At 63.5% G+C, this 18,613-nt stretch carries 16 protein-coding genes and 1 tRNA gene; 5 read left to right on the top strand and 12 right to left on the bottom strand.

What is annotated here, in order from left to right; all coding sequences use genetic code 11:
- Nucleotides 1-108: 108 nt before the first annotated feature.
- Nucleotides 109-486, bottom strand: coding sequence for a PIN domain-containing protein (locus tag GGQ99_RS17445; RefSeq protein WP_210307937.1), 378 nt, complete (start codon nucleotides 484-486; stop codon nucleotides 109-111).
- On the bottom strand, nucleotides 483-863 hold the full coding sequence (locus tag GGQ99_RS17440; protein ID WP_246389636.1) for an AbrB/MazE/SpoVT family DNA-binding domain-containing protein: 381 nt from the start codon (nucleotides 861-863) through the stop codon (nucleotides 483-485). The genes GGQ99_RS17445 and GGQ99_RS17440 overlap by 4 nt, the downstream gene beginning before the upstream one ends.
- Before the next feature lie 298 nt (nucleotides 864-1,161).
- Between GGQ99_RS17440 and GGQ99_RS17435 the strand changes: the two genes are divergently transcribed.
- Nucleotides 1,162-1,554, top strand: coding sequence for a hypothetical protein (locus GGQ99_RS17435; protein ID WP_108608799.1), 393 nt, complete (start codon nucleotides 1,162-1,164; stop codon nucleotides 1,552-1,554).
- A 17-nt stretch (nucleotides 1,555-1,571) separates the two neighbouring features.
- Here the strand turns inward: GGQ99_RS17435 and GGQ99_RS17430 are convergent, their stop codons facing one another.
- The 8 genes from GGQ99_RS17430 to GGQ99_RS17395 form a co-directional block, all read right to left on the bottom strand.
- Nucleotides 1,572-2,732 carry an isovaleryl-CoA dehydrogenase gene (locus tag GGQ99_RS17430; protein WP_108608798.1) on the bottom strand — a complete coding sequence of 387 codons (1,161 nt, stop codon included), beginning with the start codon at nucleotides 2,730-2,732 and terminating at the stop codon, nucleotides 1,572-1,574.
- Nucleotides 2,698-3,342, bottom strand: a complete 645-nt coding sequence (locus tag GGQ99_RS17425; protein ID WP_108609982.1) for a TetR/AcrR family transcriptional regulator — start codon at nucleotides 3,340-3,342, stop codon at nucleotides 2,698-2,700. The genes GGQ99_RS17430 and GGQ99_RS17425 overlap by 35 nt, the downstream gene beginning before the upstream one ends.
- Nucleotides 3,343-3,438: 96 nt before the next feature.
- On the bottom strand, nucleotides 3,439-4,866 hold the full coding sequence (locus tag GGQ99_RS17420; protein WP_183263517.1) for an HlyD family type I secretion periplasmic adaptor subunit: 1,428 nt from the start codon (nucleotides 4,864-4,866) through the stop codon (nucleotides 3,439-3,441).
- Between the two features lie 2 nt (nucleotides 4,867-4,868).
- The gene (locus tag GGQ99_RS17415; protein WP_281380068.1) at nucleotides 4,869-6,563 is read right to left on the bottom strand and encodes a type I secretion system permease/ATPase; all 1,695 of its coding nucleotides are present in this window, start codon (nucleotides 6,561-6,563) and stop codon (nucleotides 4,869-4,871) included.
- A gap of 127 nt (nucleotides 6,564-6,690) precedes the next feature.
- Nucleotides 6,691-7,902: a CAP domain-containing protein gene (locus GGQ99_RS17410; protein ID WP_183263516.1), complete on the bottom strand. Its 1,212-nt coding sequence runs from the start codon at nucleotides 7,900-7,902 to the stop codon at nucleotides 6,691-6,693.
- Nucleotides 7,903-8,096: 194 nt separating this feature from the next.
- Nucleotides 8,097-9,209, bottom strand: a complete 1,113-nt coding sequence (locus GGQ99_RS17405; protein ID WP_183263515.1) for a pyridoxal phosphate-dependent aminotransferase — start codon at nucleotides 9,207-9,209, stop codon at nucleotides 8,097-8,099.
- Nucleotides 9,210-9,422: 213 nt separating this feature from the next.
- Entirely contained in the window at nucleotides 9,423-10,298 is an 876-nt protein-coding gene (locus GGQ99_RS17400; protein WP_245439939.1) for a tyrosine-type recombinase/integrase, read from the bottom strand.
- Between the two features lie 307 nt (nucleotides 10,299-10,605).
- The gene (locus tag GGQ99_RS17395) at nucleotides 10,606-11,667 is read right to left on the bottom strand and encodes a porin (RefSeq protein WP_183263514.1); all 1,062 of its coding nucleotides are present in this window, start codon (nucleotides 11,665-11,667) and stop codon (nucleotides 10,606-10,608) included.
- 451 nt (nucleotides 11,668-12,118) lie between these two features.
- Here GGQ99_RS17395 and GGQ99_RS17390 point away from each other — a divergent pair.
- Both GGQ99_RS17390 and GGQ99_RS17385 read left to right on the top strand, forming a co-directional pair.
- Nucleotides 12,119-12,209, top strand: a tRNA-Ser gene (locus GGQ99_RS17390).
- A 147-nt stretch (nucleotides 12,210-12,356) separates the two neighbouring features.
- Nucleotides 12,357-13,370, top strand: a complete 1,014-nt coding sequence (locus GGQ99_RS17385; RefSeq protein ID WP_108608789.1) for a porin — start codon at nucleotides 12,357-12,359, stop codon at nucleotides 13,368-13,370.
- Between the two features lie 137 nt (nucleotides 13,371-13,507).
- Here GGQ99_RS17385 and GGQ99_RS17380 read toward each other — a convergent pair whose 3' ends face one another.
- On the bottom strand, nucleotides 13,508-14,404 hold the full coding sequence (locus GGQ99_RS17380) for an alpha/beta fold hydrolase (protein WP_183263513.1): 897 nt from the start codon (nucleotides 14,402-14,404) through the stop codon (nucleotides 13,508-13,510).
- Nucleotides 14,405-14,491: 87 nt separating this feature from the next.
- Nucleotides 14,492-16,534 (bottom strand): lytic transglycosylase domain-containing protein, encoded by a 2,043-nt coding sequence (locus tag GGQ99_RS17375; RefSeq protein WP_183263512.1) that lies wholly within the window; start codon nucleotides 16,532-16,534, stop codon nucleotides 14,492-14,494.
- Nucleotides 16,535-16,767: 233 nt separating this feature from the next.
- Here GGQ99_RS17375 and dapA point away from each other — a divergent pair, with 233 nt between their 5' ends.
- Both dapA and smpB read left to right on the top strand, forming a co-directional pair.
- Complete coding sequence (gene dapA, locus GGQ99_RS17370) at nucleotides 16,768-17,649, top strand: 4-hydroxy-tetrahydrodipicolinate synthase (protein ID WP_183263511.1); 882 nt, start codon at nucleotides 16,768-16,770, stop codon at nucleotides 17,647-17,649.
- Between the two features lie 229 nt (nucleotides 17,650-17,878).
- Complete coding sequence (gene smpB, locus GGQ99_RS17365) at nucleotides 17,879-18,358, top strand: SsrA-binding protein SmpB (protein WP_108608786.1); 480 nt, start codon at nucleotides 17,879-17,881, stop codon at nucleotides 18,356-18,358.
- Nucleotides 18,359-18,613: the final 255 nt, after the last annotated feature.

Here is an 18,613-nt window from a genome sequence, read left to right as displayed (position 1 = left end):
AGTGATACCCATGCGGTGCTGCGCCCAAGGCGCGAAGCAGTCATGGTGGGGTGGCGAATCTAACGCACTAGCCTCGTAATTTCGGCGAAGTCCAGCATCGTCTGCGCTCTAGCGTATGACCTCTATTCTGCAGCCGACGTCGAGGTCGGCCCATTTCCGGTCGGCGGTGACAGCTGTTCGTTCAGTCAGTATCGCCAGCGCCAGGCAGGCGCGGTCGCCCAGCGACAGGCCCTTGTGGCGCGTCGTTGAACGAAGGTGCCCGGCGACCAGCGCAAGGTGATGGTCGAACGACACTACCTCAAGATGCATGTTCTCATACTGCTGCCGCACGGCAACTTCGTCGTAGCCCTTGTCGATCAGCTTCGAGATGACCTCCGTGGTGTTGACCGCACAAATCACGCTCTTGTCGACGAGCGCGTGCACCCGGTCGGCTCCAGGCTCTTGCAGCATGGCAGCCAAGACCGCCGAAGCGTCGAGCACGATCACTCTTCACCCCACATCGCGCGGCGCTCGGCCAGAAACTCGTCAACAACGCTCTCGCCCGGCTTCTTGTACTTGGCCATTTCCTCTTGGACCCGAGTGAGGGCCATCTGGTGTGAGATCAGCTTCAGTTCTCCGCCCTCGACATGGGCTACAAGATCGTCGCCGGGTTTGATGCCCATTTCCTCGCGCATGGCAGCGGGGATAACGACCCGGCCGCCGTCGCCCACGCGCAGGCGCTCGAACTTTGGCGGCTTGCGCAGCAATTCGTCCCTGATACTGGAGCTGTGTGGCTTCTGCGGCTCCTCGGCGAAGCCCTTCGGTGTATCTGGCTCAGTCATGGCATGAACCTCGATCTGTGGCAGAAAGCGAGATTGTGCCATGAATGGCCATTTGCGGCAAATTGCAGCCGGAGGTGTTGCGAAACCTCTGATTGTTTTGGCTTGATAACGTTGCGGAATGCGTGTATCTGCCCGCTCCCGATAGGGCGAGCTGCTGGCTCGTCCGCGGGTTCCGCAACCTGTCCTCTTGGAGACGACCGATGAGACGCATCGATATGCGCCTGGCATTCCGTCTCCCTTCGGCAAAAGGCTGAGGCCGCCGAAGGGCGGCTCTTTCACACCTTGAATTCACCGAAGTTGCAGGGGAGCGCGCCGCCGTTGAGGCCGCGCGGTTGTCATCATGTATGTGCGTTTCGTCACGCCACTCATCCACCCGAACAGCCGGGTGGAGGCCGGCTTCTTCCAGGCCTCCTGGTATCTCTACCGGAACGGCTGCCCGGACTGGATCCTGGCCGAGTTGCGCGAGCAGTTCGACTGGTTCAATGCGCATTTGCCGGTGCCCGACAGGATCGGCCGCCACTTCAAGCGGCGTAACTCGATCTGGGGCATCTGCTGGTTCAATCCGGGTGCCGCCGAGGCCATCAGCCGTGCGCGTTACTGCGCCTGGCTGATCGGCGAAGGCGGTCTGCCGGTTCGGAGCATCAAGACTGCCGGCCAGCGCGAGGTCATCTGGCGCGACGCCCATCAGATCGTGTCGAAGCCGACCGACGATCTGCCAAGGGCTTTCCAGTGACCAGGCGGGAGGCGTCATCAGCCTTCCGCCATGATCTCGCGACCGATCAGCCAGCGCCTGATTTCGCTCGTGCCGGCGCCGATCTCGTAGAGCTTGGCGTCGCGCAGCAGCCGGCCGGTGGGATAGTCGTTGATGTAGCCGTTGCCGCCGAGAAGTTGCAGCGCGTCGAGCGCCATCTGGGTCGCCTTCTCCGCCGCAAACAGCACGCAGCCGGCGGCGTCCTTGCGCGTTGTCTGGCCCCGGTCGCAGGCGGCGGCCACGGCGTAGACATAGGCGCGCGCGGCATTCATCGTCGAATACATGTCAGCGAGCTTGCCCTGCACCAGCTGGAATTCGCCGATCGGCTGGCCGAACTGCTTGCGGTCATGGACATAAGGCACGGCGACGTCCATGCACGCCGCCATGATGCCGATCGGCCCGCCGGCCAGCACCACGCGCTCATAGTCGAGGCCCGACATCAGCACTTCGACACCGCGGCCTTCCTCGTGCAGCACGTTTTCAAACGGCACCTCGACATTGTCGAACACCAGTTCGCCGGTGTTCGAGCCGCGCATGCCGAGCTTGTCGAGCTTCTGCGCCACCGAAAAACCCTTCGTCGTCTTTTCGATGATGAAGGCGGTGATGCCTCGCGATTTCCGGTCAGGATCGGTCTTGGCATAGACCACCAGCGTATCGGCATCGGGGCCGTTGGTGATCCACATCTTGGAGCCGTTGAGCACGTAGCGGTCGTTGCGCTTCTCGGCCCGCAGCCGCAGTGAGACGACGTCGGAGCCCGAGCCGCTTTCCGACATGGCAAGAGCACCGACATTTTCGCCCGAGCACAGCTTGGGCAGGTATTTCGCCTTCTGCTCCGGCGTGCCCCAGCGCTTGATCTGGTTCACGCACAGGTTCGAATGCGCGCCATAGGACAGCCCTACTGAAGCCGAGGCGCGGGAAATCTCCTCCACCGCCACGACATGGGCGACATAGCCCATTTCGGAGCCGCCATATTCGCCTTCGGCAGTGATGCCGAGCAGGCCCAGCGCGCCGAGTTCCTGCCACAGATGGGCGGGGAACTCGTTCGAGCGGTCGATGTCGGCGGCAATCGGCGCAATGCGCTCCTGGGCGAAGCGCCGCACCATCTCGCGCAGACTGTCGATGTCCTCACCGAGCCCGAAGTTCAGCGTCTTGTCGTACATGCCGGTCCTCCGTATTGGTCTTGGCGCCCGTCAGGCGCATCGTCATGGCGAGATAGGTCGCCGTCACTTCATCGACCGACAGCCTCTCATCCGGACGAAACCAGACGATGACACCCGTGATCATCTGGATGATCGCCATCGCCGTCAGCCCGGTGTCGTCGACTTCCAGCAAGCCGGCGTCCGCGCCGTCGCGCAGGATGGTCCTGAGCTCCTTCTCATAGGTGGTGCGGAGCTTGAGGATGTTGGTCAGATTATCGCGCGAAAGGCTGCGCAATTCCATGTTCGAGACATGGGTGGCGTGCCGGCGTTCGACGTGGAATCGAATGTGGTTGGCGACAAAGCTGGTCAGCCTCGCCACTGGATCGTCATTGGCCGGGCGCGCCGCGTCCCAGGTGGCGGCCAGCTCTTCCATGTGCTCGCGCATCAGCGTGTGGAGCAGGTCTTCCTTGGTCGGGAAATAGCGATAGAGCGCAGCCGCCTGGACACCGACTTCAGCCGCCATCTGGCGCATCGTCACGGCTTCATAGCCGTGGCGCGCGATCAGCTGCACGGCAGCGTCGCGTATTGCCGCTTCCGTCCTGCCGCCGTCCGAACCCGCCGTTCGTGCCATGTCAGCCATTCCTCCCGAATGGCCAATTAATAAAACGGACGTTTAATTAATTCAAGTGGCGGGGGGCGTGGTCTTGGCAGTCGAGATAAATCGACGTCAGTCGCTGCGGAAGGCGCGGCTTGCCTGGTCGCTCAAGGGCTTGAACAGATAGGAAAGCACCGTGCGGTCGGTGGTCTTGAGAAACACCTCTGCCGGCATGCCGGGCTTGAGGTCCGGCTTGCCGGCCTGTTCCAGGCTCGTGGGCGACAGCGTGATGCGCACGGCATAGTAGGAGAGTCCGGCCTTCGGATCTTCGATCATGTCGGGCGAAACCCGGTCGACTGTGCCTTCCACTTCCGGCGTCGTCTGCTGGTTGAAGGCCGAGAGCCTGAGCGTCGCCGGCTGGCCAATGCGAACCTGGTCGATATCCTGAGGCTGGACGCGGGCCTCGACCACCAGCGCATCCGCCGTCGGCACGATCTGCATGATCGCTTCGCCAGGGGTGACAACGCCGCCGACCGTATGGATGGCGAGTTGGTGGACCCGGCCGGCTTGCGGCGCGCGGATGTCGATCTGCTTCAGCGACTGCATGGCGGCGACCTGCCGTTCCCTCAGCTCTCCGGCCTTGCCGTCGATCTCGCGCAGGTCGCCCGCCACCTGGCTGCGCATGTCCTGGTCGATCTGGATGATGGCGAGTTCGGTCTCGCTGATCCGGCCGCGCGTCTGCGCCGCAGCTGCTGTCAGCTGCCCGTCCTCGCCGTCAAGCTGCGCTTGTGCCCGCTGGCGATCCGCCAGCCGGGAAATGGGCACCAGCTTCTTCTTCCACAGCTCCTGCATGCCCCCGAGTTCGACCTTGATCAGGGCGATCTCCTGCTGCTTGCTCTTCTGCTGGGCTTCGATGCCGGAGATTTCCTGCCGGAACTGGGCAATGCGTTCGCGCAGCTGCGATACCTGCCCATCCCGCGCCTCTCGCCTCAGGGCAAAGAGCTTGTTTTCGCCCTCGATCAGCTGGGCGATCTCTGGATCGGACGCGCGTGCCGTCAATTCCTCGGGATAGACGACCGCGTCGGCACCGTCGCGCTCGGCCGTCAGGCGCGCCCGTCGGGCAATCAGTTCGTCCAGGCCATTGTCGACGATGGCGAGATTGGCCTTGGCGACGGTGTCGTCCAGCCTGACCAGTACCTCGCCTGCCGCAACGACGCTGCCATTGTGCACGTTCAGCGCGCCGACCACGCCGCCCTGCGGGTGCTGGACCGCCTTGACGTTCGAATCGACCACCAGATGGCCAGCAGCCACGACCGCACCCGACAGGCTGCTTGTCGCGGACCACAGGCCGAGTCCGCCCACCAGAGCCAGCGCGGCAAAGCCGCCCAGCCGCACGTTTCGTCTGATGGCATGGCGCAGCCGCAGCTGTTGCGGCGATGCGCCATCGATCGGCTTGGCGCCGTTGTCGAGCAGCGCAAGCGCCCGTGTCCGTACGGACACGACGAGGTCCCGCGCTGTCTTCAGCCGGTCTGCTGCAGAATGGTTTGCTATCAGTGTCATCGTCAGCCCGCCGTTCCCACCGCATGCAGCGGCACCGGCACCGGTTGCAGCGCCTGTCGTGCGATGTCGCTCTTCAGGCCGAACGCCTGCTGCTTGCCGCCGCCGAGGACCAGCAGGTGGTCCAATGCCGCGAGCGCGCTCGGCCGGTGCGCCACCACGATGACGATGCCGCCGCGCGCCTTGATGCGCTCGATGGCTTGCGTCAGGGCCTGGTCGCCGGCTGCGTCGAGGTTGGAATTGGGCTCGTCGAGCACGACAAGGAACGGATCGCGATAGAGCGCGCGCGCCAGGGCCACGCGCTGGCGCTGGCCGGCGGAAAGGGCAGCACCGCTCTCGCCGATCTCGGTCCGGTAGCCCTCGGGCAGGCGCAGGATCATGTCGTGCACGCCAGCTGCCTTTGCCGCCGCGATGATCGTTTCGGAGGCCGCTTCGTCCTCGAAGCGCGAGATGTTCTGGCCTACGGTTCCAGCGAACAGTTCGACATCCTGTGGCAGGTAGCCGACATGGCGTCCAAGCGATTGCGTCGGCCATTGTTCCAGGGCGGCGCCATCGAGCCGGACCTTGCCGCGCATCAGCGGCCACACCCCGACCAGCGCCCGCGCCAGCGACGACTTTCCCGAGCCGCTGGGACCGATGACGCCCATGCCGCACCCGGCCTGGAGCGAGAATTCGACGTCCTGCACCACCAGACGCCGGTCGCCCGGCGCCACGACGCTTATACCTTCCACGGCCAGCTCGGCGGTCGGTGCTGGAAGCTCCATGCCGTTCTCGGCGGCGGGCATGGCAGCGAACAGGCCGTCGAGGCGGTGCCAGCTCTGGCGCGCGTTGAGGAAGCTTTTCCAGTGCGCGATGGCGAGTTCGATCGGTGCCAGTGCACGCGAGGTCAGGATCGAGCTGGCGATGATGATGCCCGGCGTCGCCTGCTGGTAGATGACGAGATAGGCGCCAAGCGCCAGCACCATCGACTGCAGCATCATGCGCAGGATGCGCGATACCGCGCCAAATCCGCTCGTCAGGTCGCTGGCGCGTTCCTGGGCCTCGCGAAAATCGCCATTCGCCTGGCCCCAGCGTGTCGCCAGCCGGTCGCTCATGCCCATCGCCACGAGTACCTCGGCGTTGCGGGCGCTTGATTGCGCGATGGCGCTTCGCCTTGTGCTGAAGCCCGACATCGCCTTGGTCGGTCCGCGTACCAGGCGGTCGGTCAGAACCGTCAGCGCCACAAGCAGCAACGCACCGATCAGCGCTGCGACGCCGATCCAGGGGTGGAAGAGAAAACAGATGCCGACATAAAGCGGCATCCACGGCAGGTCGAACAGGGCTGCCGGTCCGGCGCCGGAGAGAAAGCCGCTGACCTGGTCGAGGTCGCGCAGCGCCTGCAGGCCTTCGCCGCGGTCGCGTGTGCGCAGCGGCAACCGAACGATGCAGTTGAAGACGCGGCCGCTGATGATTTCGTCGATGCCCGCGCCGATCCGCGTCAGCACGCGTGCCCGGACCGCTTCAAGCACGCCCTGGAAGGCGTAGAGCACCGCAACCAGGATGATCAGCGCCACAAGCGTAGGCACGCTGCGGCTCGGCAGAACGCGGTCGTAGACCTGCAGCATGAACAGCGAGCCGGACAGCATCAGGATGTTGATCAGGCCGCTGAAGCCGGCAACGGCGACGAACGTGCCCCGGAAGGAGCCGAGCGCATCGCGCAACTCGGAGCGGCGGTTCGGGTCATTCGCAAGCGGGTTGGTCAGGACTTATCCCCCATGGCAGCCGGTCGGCGGCAATGCGGCGGGCCTCGCCGAAGCGAAGCCCGCCTTCTTGGTGTCGCAAGAAAAATCAGGCGACGAGGTCGGCGTTCTGGTGGCCCGAATGTGCGGCCATCTGTGCCAGGATCTTGGCGACCGCCGCCTGGGCAGCGTCGCCGGCATCGGCAACGGCGTGACCATCCGCAGGCAGGTGAGCCTGCAACGCTGCGATCACATGATCGACGGCCTGCTGCACGTGGCCGCCGTCGGCGATGTCGTTGACCTGGTCGGCATTGACGTGCGCGGCCACCTTCGAGCTGAAGTTGAAGTGGTCGCCGTCGAACGCCACCGACTTCTTGGCCGTGGCGTCGGCGGAGCCGGCAACTTCACGCGCACCGCGCGTTCCCTGATCCTGGCCGGAATGGTCCATCTTCTTGAAGAAGTCGGCGAGCCAGTTGTTGGCGGGGTTGCCTCCGGTGCTGTTGCCACCGGTGCTGCCCGTGTCGGTGTTGTCGGCAACGTCGACCGGCTTCGTCGGCGCGGCCGTGCCTGCATCCTCGGCAGAATCCGTGGCCGCCAGCGTGCCCGACTTCATCACCGGGTCGATCAGGTCCTTCTTGACATTCTTGGTGCCGATCGTCGCGGTCTGGGTCGACGTTGCGATGTTGGCGCCCGAGAAGGTCACCGTGTAGGTGCCGGGCTTCAGCACCAGGTCATAGCCGCCTGCTGCCGAGGTCGTGGTCTTGAAGGTCTGGCCGGCGGAATTCTTCGCCGTTACCGTGACCGCACCAAGCCCTTCACCGGGATCGTAGAAGCGGTCGCCGTCCTTGTCGTCGAAGGCAACACCCGTCAGGAACAGGTCCGAGCCGGTCTTGGCGAAATCTTCGGTCACGAAGGCGCTCGAACGGCCCTTGTAGTCGCCGACTTCGTAGCCGAGGCCGACTTCACGGAAGTTCGGGTTGAGGATGTTCGCCCGGTGCCCGGAGGAATTCATCAGGTTGGTGTGGAGCAGCTTCACTTCGTCGGTGTAGCCGGTCGGCGCGCGGGTCGTGGCCCAGGCGATGTTCTCGCCGGTCGCCCAGGAGCCGCTGAGCGTGTAGCCGGCCGCCTTCATGCGCGTCGTCGGCGACGTGCCGCCGGAACCGGTGTGTGAAAAGACGTCTGCCGAAAGCATCCATCTGTCGTGATTTTCGGCGGCTTCGCTAAGGTCGTTGTCGAATGCCAGAGGCTGGGCGCCTGTCTTGGCGCGCTCCGCGTTGATGAGCTCGAGCAAATACTGCTCGTTGGCGCTGTGCTGAGGCATAGGGTCTCCCCGGTTGGTTCTTGATTGCTGTTGGACCCCCAATGTCCCCGTCCGCCCGAAAACTGGCCTAGGTAGGAACTGTGTTAATGATGCGGCGCTGAAATGAATAAATTAGGATATGCGCATATATCTTCGCGCAGACGTACGCTGCGGCAAGCGTAGCGCCTATCGACAGTTGAAATCGTCTGTTTCGATCAGGCGCCGTGGGCGGCAGCAATTGCCTTCGGCAGCTCTTCGGCGAAGATGTCGAGCTCGTGGTCGAGGCCGACGCTCACCCGGATGCAGCGGTCGAGTACCGGTGCCATCGGCTTGCGGATGAAGACGTCGCGCGCCAGCATGTTGCGCATCACGGCAAGCGCAAAGTCGGCATCGCCGCCGCAGTCGATGGTGACGAAATTTGTCGCCGAGGGCAGGGGCTTCAACCCATTGTTCCTGGCGATTGCCGCGATGCGCTCGCGTCCGGCCGCCACCTTGGCGACCACCTCGGCCAGGTAGACCTGGTCGGCAAGCGCTTCTTCGCCGGCGATCTGCGCCATCCGGCTGACGCCGTAGTGGTTGCGGACCTTCTCGAAACTGGCGATCACATCAGTGTCGCCGAAGGCATAGCCGCAGCGGATGCCGGCAAGCCCATAGGCCTTGGAAAAGGTGCGCATGCGCACGACATTGGGCCGCGAAATGTCGACAGGCGGCAGCGCCGAGGGGGGCGCGGTCTCGCCATAGGCCTCGTCCAGTATCAGTGTCGTCGTCTCGGGCAGCGCCTCGATGAAGCGCAGGATGTCGCCCGCTTCCCACCAGCTACCCATCGGATTGTCGGGGTTGGAGAGATAGACGACCGGTGCGTTCTCGCGCCGCACGGCGGCGAGCAGGCCCTCGAGATCTTCCTTGTCGTCGCGGAACGGCACCGGCACCAGGCGGGCGCCGACGCTGGCGACGTGGAAATTGAAGGTCGGATAGGCGCCGAGCGAGGTCACCACGGGCGTGCCTTCCGTCGCATACATGCGAACGACGAGGTTCAGCAGGCCGTCGATGCCTTCGCCGACTACCACATTCTCGATGCCGATGCCGAGATGGCGTGCCAGCGCGACCTTGAGGTCGTGATTGTCGGGATCGCAATATTTCCACATCTCCGCCGCGGCCTCGGCCATGCGCGCGATGACGCGCGGGGAGGGGCCGAAGCCGCTCTCGTTCGCACCGATCCGGGCGCGGAACGGCTTGCCGCGCTCGCGCTCCTGGGCTTCCGGGCCGACAAAAGGCACGGTCGCGGGGAGGGCATGGATGACGGGCGTGAGCGACGGGCGATTGGGCATGAGGCAACTCTTGAAGATCAAACGGAACATCGGCGCCTGCGCCGACGATAGAACCCTGCCTATACGACACAAAAGCTGCAAGGTGCAGCGCTTTGTTGAGGCTGGCTCGACGCTCCCGCGCTCCCGTCGGATTCAGGGCGAGTTAAGGAGAAAACCGCGCCCCGGGAGGCGCGATTGTTGGCTGTGGGGCCGGCGGCCGCTCCGAATCCGTCGTCAGTGCCGCTCCAGCACCACCACGCAGCGGTCGAGATCGTTCGTCGCCAGATGCGCATAGCGCATCGTCATCGACAAGGTCTGGTGGCCGAGCCACATCTGCACGCGGCGGATGTCGATGCCGCCCTGCACCAGGCGCGAGGCGCAGGTGTGGCGCAGGATGTGTGGCACCACCTGGTCGTCGGCACCCAGGCCCACTTCCGCCTTGGCCTCGTTCCAGATCGCCCGGTACTGCGGCTGCGTCAGCATCGCGAACGGTCCCTTTGGCCGCGGACCACGATCGGCCGGCCATTTGGTCGTTTCCCGGGCGCGGGCGGTCAGCGGGATGGTGCGGCTGCGTCCCGATTTGGTGATCCAGAAGCTGACGCGTGTGTCCTGGATGTCGTTCCAGATCAGGCCTAGCGCCTCGCCGAGCCGGCAGCCCGAATCGACCAGGAACACGGAAAGCCGATAGGCGTCCTCGCTCTTGGCCTTGATCGCGGCGAAAAGCCTGTCCTCTTCCTCGAGCTCGAGAAAGCGGATTCGTCCCGCCCGTTCCTTTTGGCGTCGGAACTCCGGCAGGCTGTGGATGTCACCCATCTTGTAGGCCTTGCGCAGTAGCTTGCTCAGTGCGGCCATCTTTCGATTGATGGTCGCGTTGCTGTTACCGCGTTGGCGCAGGGAGCCTATCAGTCCGTCGAGCGCCTCCTGGGAGAATGCACTGAAGCGTTCGCCTAGAAGAATCTCGTCGATCTCGCCGATGAAGGAGCTGACGTTGTATTTGTGCTTTCCGTCATCCCATAAAATATCTTTGTATTGAGAAAAAAGCTCTAAAACCCTGAATGACTTTACTTCTTTGATGGTGCTGAAATTGTATGTGACTTTGCAATTAGTCATCAGGGCGGCTGAATGATGGCCGCTCATAATATCGTTCCGTGAAGTTGACTTCTTCATAATGAGTGTCGGCAACCGTCCCGTGACTGGAGGCAATGGGTACTCCAGTGGATGGCGGCCTACAAGATGACGGCGGCGAACGACAACCCTACGGGAACATCACGATTTCGTTCCCCCTGTCGTGAACCGTGCTTTACAGCGTCTGTCTCCTCCTTCGTGCAGTCAGGTTCCCAGCACTTTCCGCTGGTAGAAAAACGGCCCGGGATTCTTTCGAAGCCCGGGCCGTCTTAATCGTTACGACGTCAGTCGATTAGAACGAGGCGTCGAGACGGAGGAAGCCGTTGAACGAGCCGTCTTCGAAGCTGTCGCCGTCGTCGTAGTTGAGGGCGAGCTTGGCGTTCAGGTTCTCGACGATCGTGTAGTCGATGACCGCACCAACCGTCCAGTCGTCGTTGCCAACGTCAACGGTCTCGCCGGTGATGAAGTTACCGAAGTGCGAGTCAGCAAAGTACTGGCCGCCGAAGCCGAGGCGCAGCTTCTCGTTGACCTGGTACTTCAGGTAACCACCAACCGACCATTCGTAGCCGGCGTAGAAGTCGGCCAGACCGAACCAGGTGGCGCCCGACTCGTAAGCTGCGAGCAGCTCGACGGTCAGAGCATCGGTCGCCTTGACGCGAGCGATACCCTTGAGGGCGAATTCCGAGAAACGATCGTCATAGCCGGCGAACAGGTCGACCGAACCCCAGCCCTGCGACACCGAAACCTTGCCGGTGATGAGCGGGATGTAGTCGAAGTTGTTGTCTTCCTCTTCCAGGCCGAGCGACACTGCGATGCCGTTGCCGGCGTCGAAGGTGTAACGGATCTGGTTGATGAAGTCGCCGCCGCCGGCGTCGAACTCGCCACCCAGGTCGCCGTCGAACAGGGTGTCGTTACGGCCGACCATCAGGCCGCCCAGCTCGAAGAAGGCATAACGGATCTTCGAGGTCGTAGCGTCGGTGTATTCGCGGAAGCCGTCAACGTCAGCATCGCCGAATTCGCCGCCGTTGTTGGCGTATTCGAGTTCGATGAAGCGGCGGAACGTGCCGTATTCGGTTTCCGAACGGGCGTCGAGGTTCACGCGAGCCTTGGTGGTCTTGATCCAGCCGTCATCGCCGGTCGTCTCGGCCCAGCCGATCTCGTAACGAACGAGGCCGCCGACCTTGAGGCAGGTCTCGGTGCCGGGGATGTAGTAGAAGCCCGCGCCGTAAACGTCGCAGATGCGGACGTATTCCATGGGTTCCGGCTCAGCGACAACGACAGCGTCGGCCGCACGAGCGCCGGAGACTGCGAGCAGAGCCGCAGCGGAGCCGAGAAGAAGGCTCTTAATGTTCATTTTCTGACCTCCAGTCAAAAGTTTCAAAAGAGGGTCTGGGTATTTTTTGCTGAAGGACAGCGTTCCCTGCCCCATCCCCGTTTGAAAAAGATGCGCACCGCGCTCCCTCTTCGACCCCGACATTACCCATGAGCCGCCGCGGTTCAACAACCAACGCAACCGGCAAGGGCGTCCCGGCGCTCTATCGGGAAGCGATGTTGCACAAATGACACGATTTGATGCCCCCCATAAAGAACTCATTAAGAAATGGCGGCGTTCGGGCGGCGATTTTCTGCCGATGGAGCTGCCCCCGGAAGTTCCCTGGTCTCGAATCGTGGGTGAACTCGTGGCTTTCCGGAGCGCGCCGGCGCCGACGATTCGCGCGCCACGTGGCCGGACTGCGCTTTTTCCGGTCGATTGATGCAAAGGCTTATTGATTGTGCCGCACCTTTTCTTTATCCAGCGGCGCAACGGAGAGGTGGCCGAGTGGTCGAAGGCGCTCCCCTGCTAAGGGAGTAGAGGTCAAAAGCTTCTCGTGGGTTCGAATCCCATCCTCTCCGCCAGCCTCAGGCTGCCATATTTCCAGATCTTCAAAATCATCAGCAATTTCAGTCACTTGCGGCAAGGTCCACGGACGCAACGGTCGTTTCCGCCCGGATTTGGCGTCCGTTTTTCGGCTTCCGGTCGCGATTCTGACTGGAGGTCAGAAAATGAACATTAAGAGCCTTCTTCTCGGCTCCGCTGCGGCTCTGCTCGCAGTCTCCGGCGCTCGTGCGGCCGACGCTGTCGTCGTCGCTGAGCCGGAACCCATGGAATACGTCCGCATCTGCGACGTTTACGGCGCGGGCTTCTACTACATCCCCGGCACCGAAACCTGCCTGAAGATCGGCGGCCTCGTTCGTTACCAGATTGACTGGAGCAGCAGCGACGACTTTGTCGATCTCGATGAAGGTTGGTCAAAGACGGCTCTCGCTCGCCTGAACTTCGATGCCCGTTCGGAAACTGAATACGGCACGTTCCGCCGCTTCATCGAAATCGAAGGGCGTCTCGACTCGGGAGACGGCGCTAGCGCCTTCACGCTCCGTCATGCTTATTTCGAGCTGGGTGGTCTGCTCGTCGGCTTTACCGACACGCTCTATGACGGTGACCTCGCTGGCGAATTTGACTCGGGTGGTGGCTCGCGTATCCACCAGATTCGCTACACCTTCGACGCTGGCAACGGCATCGCAGTTAGCGCCGGCTTGGAAGAGGCCGACAATAACGAAGACTACACGCCGAACCTCGCCGGCAAGGTCTCGATCTCGCAGGGCTGGGGCGGAGCCGATCTGTTTGCTGCCTACGATGCAACCGCAGAAGAGTTCGCTCTCAAGGGTATCGCCAATTTCAAGGCGACTGATGCACTGACGCTGTCGGTCATCGCCACCTACGAATCGGGCGAAAGCGTCTACAGTGTCAACACGCCGATCAGCGAAAGCTATGACGGCTTCACGTGGTCGCTGGGCGGTTATGCCAAGTACCAGGTCAACGAGAAGCTGGCGATTGGTGCTGGTGGCCAGTACTTCGCAGATGAAGCCAACGGCACCGATCATGATGCCTGGGCTGCTGGTGCAGTTGTCGACTACGCCGTCGTTGAGAACCTGAATGCAAAGCTCGCCGTCAACTACGAGGACGGCGACCATGGCAGTGCATGGGGCGGCTTCCTGCGTCTCGATGCTTCGTTCTAATCGGCTCTACAGCTGATCTGGGAGAAACCCGGCGGGCAACCGCCGGGTTTTTCTTGTTGTAAGCTGAGCCTGGTCTGCAAGGTGCACCCGGCGGGTATCCTCAGTCGGTATCGCGCGATAACGCCTGCGCTGGCGGTCTAGGTCAGCCCTTTCTGAGAACTGCGGCTCAGCAACCCGGCGATTCTGTCCGGCAGTTCTCCCGTCTCCAGCAATGGCGCGTGCCCTTGGCCGCCAACCGTGACTGCCTCAAGGCGCGGGTGCCTCCGCCCCATTTCCGCAAGCGTTTCCACCGATAGCAGCCGCGAATTCTCCCCGCGGATCACCAGCATTGGCACTGATGACAGCGCCTCGAACTGCGGCCACAGGTCGGGCAGCGGTTGGGTCAGGTCCATGGCCAGTACCGTATTGATCAGGGCCGGGTCGTAGTCGGCAACGGGCCTGCCGTCTTCCTGGCGATAGATGGCATGCACGAATCGCTGCCAATCGGCCTCGGTCAGCGCCGGAAAGGCCGCGCCGTGAATGGTCTTTTGCAGTTCGACGGCAGCGGCGAAGTCGGTTGGGCGAGGGGCGTTCTCAAGATACGACCGGATATACGCCAGCCCGGCCGGGTCGATCACCGGGCCGATGTCGTTGAGTACCGCCGCCTTGATCAGGCCAGGGCGCACCGCGCCCAGCACGTGCATGATCAGCCCGCCGCGCGACGTGCCGATGAAGGCAGCCTCGTCGATGCCCAACTCGTCGAGGCCATTGACGATGTCGGCCGTTTCCACACCGACATTATAGTTCTGCCAGGCCGGATCGTAGACCGACAAGCCGCGGCCGCGATAGTCGAAGCATATGATTCGGCGGGGATTTTCGAGATCGCCGGCCAGTTGAAGCGCGAGATCGTGAAAGTCCCTGCAATTGCGGGTGAGGCCCGGCAGGCAGATGACCGGCAACTGGCCCCGATTGTCGTTGCCATAGATGCGGGCATGGAGCGTCAGTCCGTCCTGCGCCGCATAGAAGAAGTCTGAAAAGCCTTCGCCGCCGGCCATCGTGCCGCTCTCCCCGCCTTGGCACGCCCACGGGCTGCCCGCGACTTAGCTACTAGGGCCGTTGCAGCAGGTCAAATGCTGGGGGGATTACCGGCCTTTCACCAGGTCGCCCTCGATGTCGTAGCTGCCCGACAGCCGCATCTTGTAGACTTGGTAGTTCTCCATGACGCGCTGGACGTAGCTGCGGGTTTCCGAGAACGGGATGCGCTCGATCCAGTCTACGACCGTGTCGATGTCCTTGCCGCGCGGGTCGCCATAGCGCGCGATCCACTGGTCGGCGCGGCGCGGGCCGGCGTTGTAGCCGGCGAAGGTCAGCACGTAGGAGCCGTTGAAACGGCCGAGCTGCTGGCCGAGGAAATTCGCGCCCAGGGTGGCGTTGTAGCCGGCGTCGGACGTGAGGCGGTCCTGCGAGTAGGCCATGCCGGCCTTCTTCGCCAGATCCTTCGCCGTGCCAGGCATCAGCTGCAGCAGCCCGCGCGCGCCGGCGCGGGAGACCGCCGAAACCTTGAACTCGCTTTCCTGCCGCGCAATGGCATAGGCCAGCGCCTTGCCGGAGCCGGAGATGTTCGCAGTCACCGGGATGACGCCGACCGGGTGCGACAAGGCGCCGACGTCGAGGCCGCGCTGGGCGGCAATCTTGCCGACGCGCAGGGCGAGATAGTGATTGTCCTGCTTCTCCGCCATGACCGCGAGCAGCGCCAGTTCGCCCGGGCTGTTCATCTGCGCGGCGAGATCGCGGTAGAGCATCTCGGCATAAGCCGGGTATCCCGCCCCCTCGAGCCGCGTGATCGCGCTGACGGCCTCGCGCTGGGCAAAGGTCTGGCGGTCGGCGGCGGTCGGCGCGGGGTAGGCGACGTTGAGCGCCTTGCGGCCGATCCGCTCGGCAGCGAGTTGCCCGTAGAAGGTCGTGCCGTAGGTGGCGGCGCGCGCGAAATGGTCCTTGGCATTGCCGGGGCCGCCGGCTTCTGCTGCCCGGCCGAGCCAGTAATAGGCGCGCGACAGCGAGATCGGGCTGCCGGCGATCTTGGCGATGCGCTCGAAATGACCCGCAGCCAGCTTGGCGTCGTTGAGGCCGCGCAGCGCATACCAGCCGGCGTGGAACTCGGCGTCGACCGCGTTGGTCGGGCTTTCGGCGGCGTGCGCTGCAGCGATCCGGTAGGCGGTCTTGATGTCGCCGGCATCGAGCAATTCGCGCGACAGCACGCGGCGTTCGATCCACCAGGCGTCGGGATCGACCAGGCTGGCCCCGTCCTTCGGCGCCTTGAGCATGACGGCGGCAGCGTCGGTGAACTTCTCCTGCTTGCGCAGGTAGCGCGACTTGGCAAAGAAATAGCCGGCCGAGCGCTGGCTTGCCGGCACGGCTTCGAGCAGCGCAGCAGCCTTCTTGTCGCCCTTGATGACAGCAGTCCAGGCGTCAACAAGCTGTTTTGCGCCTGCGAGGTCGGCGACACGCGCCGCCGAATTGGCCCGGTCGGCATAGAGCATCTTCTCCATGCGGATGCGGTGGTCTGCGGGCGGGATCAAGGCCGCGAATTCGGCGAGAATCGCGACTTCCTGTTTTGCCTCGAGCTTTTCGCTGCGCCAGAACGGGCCGATGGTTGCGCGCGCCGCCTTGGTGTCGCCGAGCGCCATCTGGGCGCGGGCGAGCAGCAAGGCACCTTCGATGGTCTGCGGCTCGCTGCCGGCGAAGGCCGAAACGACGACATTGGGCCCGGGGTTTTCGCGCGCCATGGCGCGTTCGCTGTTGCGGCGAAGCGTGGCGAGGCCCGGCCAGTTGGGCAGCGCCTGGGCGGCAGCCGCGATGTCGGCGCTCGGAACCTTGTCGCCGCCATTGATAGCGATTGCCCACATCAGGATGTGTCGGTCGAGCGCGGTCTCGGGCAAGCTGTCGCGCACGGCCCGCGCCTGCGTGAAATCGCCGCTCGACAGCGCATCGAGCCCGCTCTTGAGCTGGTCGATCGTGCCGAAGGCCGCGAGGACCGCGTCCGCCTTGCCGATCGAGGCGAACGGGATGGCCGACGTTGCCTGCGGGTCGAGGCTGGAACTCCCGGCGGGCAAGGGCGCCAGGGCAAGAAGAGCGCTCAAAAGCGCGACATGGTGCGGCCTAGCTGCCGGAATGATCTTGGTCATTCCCTATCCTTGCGGGGGGTATGGTCGGGAGCGGTTCGTTCGAGACTAGGTTTATCTGGTGAAGAGCAGGTTAATGAAAGGTTATCGCGGTCGTTCGATTCGAACTCATATAAGTGTCGGTCACACTTGCCGCAAATTGGTGTCGAGACTATGGTGCGCGGCCCCGCTTTCGGCTAGAAAGCCGGCGACATCAAACAGACCGTGAAACCGTAGGGTTCCTGGAGTTGGACGACATGCTGAGAGGCTCATTCACCGCGCTCGTGACACCATTCGACAAGAATGGCCGTCTCGACGAGAAAGCCTTTCGCGAATTCGTCGAATGGCAGATCGCCGAAGGCACCAACGGCCTTGTTCCGGTCGGCACCACCGGCGAGTCGCCGACGCTGAGCCATGACGAGCATCGCCAGGTGGTGAAGATCTGCGTCGAGGTCGCGCGTGGCCGCGTGCCGGTCATCGCCGGCGCCGGCTCGAACAACACCGAAGAGGCAGTCGGCCTGGTGAAGTTTGCCGAAAGCGTCGGTGCAGACGCCGCACTGGTTGTCACGCCCTACTACAACAAGCCCACCCAGCGCGGGCTCTATGCGCATTTCGCCGCCTGTGCCGAGGCGACGACGCTCCCGATCATCATCTACAACATCCCGCCGCGCTCGGTCATCGACATGACGCCCGAGACGATGGGGCGGCTCGCGCACGACTTCAAGAACATCAAGGGCGTCAAGGACGCGACCGGCAAGGTCGAGCGCGTCTCCGAGCAGCGCATCACCTGCGGCAAGGATTTCATCCAGATGTCGGGCGAGGATGCCTCGGCGCTCGGCTTCAACGCCCATGGCGGCGTCGGCGCTATTTCGGTGACCTCGAATGTCGCGCCGCGTCTTTGCGCCGAGTTCCAGCAGGCGAGCCTTGGCAACGACAAGGACAAGGCGCTCGAGTTGCAGGACCGCCTGATGCCGCTGCACAAGGCGATCTTCATCGAGCCCGGCGCATCGGGTGCAAAATATGCCCTGTCGCGCCTCGGCAAGATCGAGAACGTGCTGCGTTCGCCGCTGATGACGGTCGAGGCGTCCACCGCCGAGAAGATCGACGCCGCGATGAAGCACGCCGGCCTCATCAACTGAGCCCGCAAGGGTTGCGGAACAGCTTGTCCGCAGCCATGTAGGGCTCTTTGGATCGTGCGTTCCCCGAGGCTCCGCGCCTCAGAATGAGGCAAGCCGTCCCGCTCCGTCCGCCAGTTCGCGTCTTTGGCGCCTGGTCTGGGCTGTTGCGGCAACTTCCTCGCCCTGAAAGTGCAAACCCTGGCTGGTCGAGGGGGAGCCCCGAAGGACGCACCAAACAGATTGCGATGCCATGAGCCAGGGCAAGAAGTCCGACCCCAACAACAAGATCGCCGCGGAAAACCGCAAGGCGCGCTTTAATTACGAGGTGCTCGACACGCTCGAGGCCGGCATGGTCTTGACCGGCACCGAGATCAAGTCGCTGCGTCTGGGGCAAGCCAACATCCAGGATTCCTACGCCTCGTTCGAGGGCGGCGAACTCTGGCTGATCAATTCCTATGTGCCGGAATACCTCCAGGCCAACCGCTTCAACCACGAGACCAGGCGCCGCCGCAAACTGCTCGTCAACAAGCGCGAGATGGCCAAGCTCGCCCAGAGCATCGAGCGCGAGGGCATGACGCTGGTGCCGCTCAAGATCTATTTCAACGACCGCGGCATGGCCAAGATGCTGCTTGCCGTCGCCCGCGGCAAGAAGCTGCACGACAAGCGCGAGACCGAAAAGCAGCGCGACTGGAACCGCGAGAAGGGGCGTTTGCTCAAGGAGCGGGGGTAGCGGCGGGTCCCTCCCTTCTCCCCTAGTGGGAGAATGTGCCCGAAGGGGCGGATGAGGGGTTCTGGATAGAGCGCGGCGATTCAGGTTCTGCCTCCGAGGCTCCTTCTCCATCCTCTCATTCCTTCCAACACCCCTCATCCGACCTCGCTTCGCTCGGCCACCACCCGGCCCTCCGCTATGGCTCCGGGCGTTCGTCGTTGGAAAAGCCAAATCGTTGGCTTTTCCTGGCCTTCGGCCACCACTCCTCACCCCACA

This window comes from Aminobacter niigataensis, from assembly GCF_014200015.1.
GTDB classification, from domain to species: Bacteria; Pseudomonadota; Alphaproteobacteria; order Rhizobiales; family Rhizobiaceae; genus Aminobacter; species Aminobacter niigataensis.
The sequence above is the reverse complement of the archived record's forward strand: the minus strand, read 5'-3'. Positions and strand labels throughout refer to the sequence as shown.

Bases quoted from the DNA above. Each gene is read 5' to 3' on its own strand.
- GGQ99_RS17435 (WP_108608799.1), top strand. From the start codon at position 1,162: ATGTATGTGCGTTTCGTCACGCCACTCATCCACCCGAACAGCCGGGTG.
- smpB (WP_108608786.1), top strand. From the start codon at position 17,879: ATGAGCCAGGGCAAGAAGTCCGACCCCAACAACAAGATCGCCGCGGAA.
- GGQ99_RS17430 (WP_108608798.1), bottom strand. From the start codon at position 2,732: ATGTACGACAAGACGCTGAACTTCGGGCTCGGTGAGGACATCGACAGT.
- GGQ99_RS17425 (WP_108609982.1), bottom strand. From the start codon at position 3,342: ATGGCACGAACGGCGGGTTCGGACGGCGGCAGGACGGAAGCGGCAATA.
- dapA (WP_183263511.1), top strand. From the start codon at position 16,768: ATGCTGAGAGGCTCATTCACCGCGCTCGTGACACCATTCGACAAGAAT.
- GGQ99_RS17405 (WP_183263515.1), bottom strand. From the start codon at position 9,209: ATGCCCAATCGCCCGTCGCTCACGCCCGTCATCCATGCCCTCCCCGCG.
- GGQ99_RS17440 (WP_246389636.1), bottom strand. From the start codon at position 863: ATGGCACAATCTCGCTTTCTGCCACAGATCGAGGTTCATGCCATGACT.
- GGQ99_RS17420 (WP_183263517.1), bottom strand. From the start codon at position 4,866: ATGACACTGATAGCAAACCATTCTGCAGCAGACCGGCTGAAGACAGCG.
- GGQ99_RS17410 (WP_183263516.1), bottom strand. From the start codon at position 7,902: ATGCCTCAGCACAGCGCCAACGAGCAGTATTTGCTCGAGCTCATCAAC.
- GGQ99_RS17385 (WP_108608789.1), top strand. From the start codon at position 12,357: ATGAACATTAAGAGCCTTCTTCTCGGCTCCGCTGCGGCTCTGCTCGCA.
- GGQ99_RS17380 (WP_183263513.1), bottom strand. From the start codon at position 14,404: ATGGCCGGCGGCGAAGGCTTTTCAGACTTCTTCTATGCGGCGCAGGAC.
- GGQ99_RS17395 (WP_183263514.1), bottom strand. From the start codon at position 11,667: ATGAACATTAAGAGCCTTCTTCTCGGCTCCGCTGCGGCTCTGCTCGCA.
- GGQ99_RS17375 (WP_183263512.1), bottom strand. From the start codon at position 16,534: ATGACCAAGATCATTCCGGCAGCTAGGCCGCACCATGTCGCGCTTTTG.
- GGQ99_RS17400 (WP_245439939.1), bottom strand. From the start codon at position 10,298: ATGACTAATTGCAAAGTCACATACAATTTCAGCACCATCAAAGAAGTA.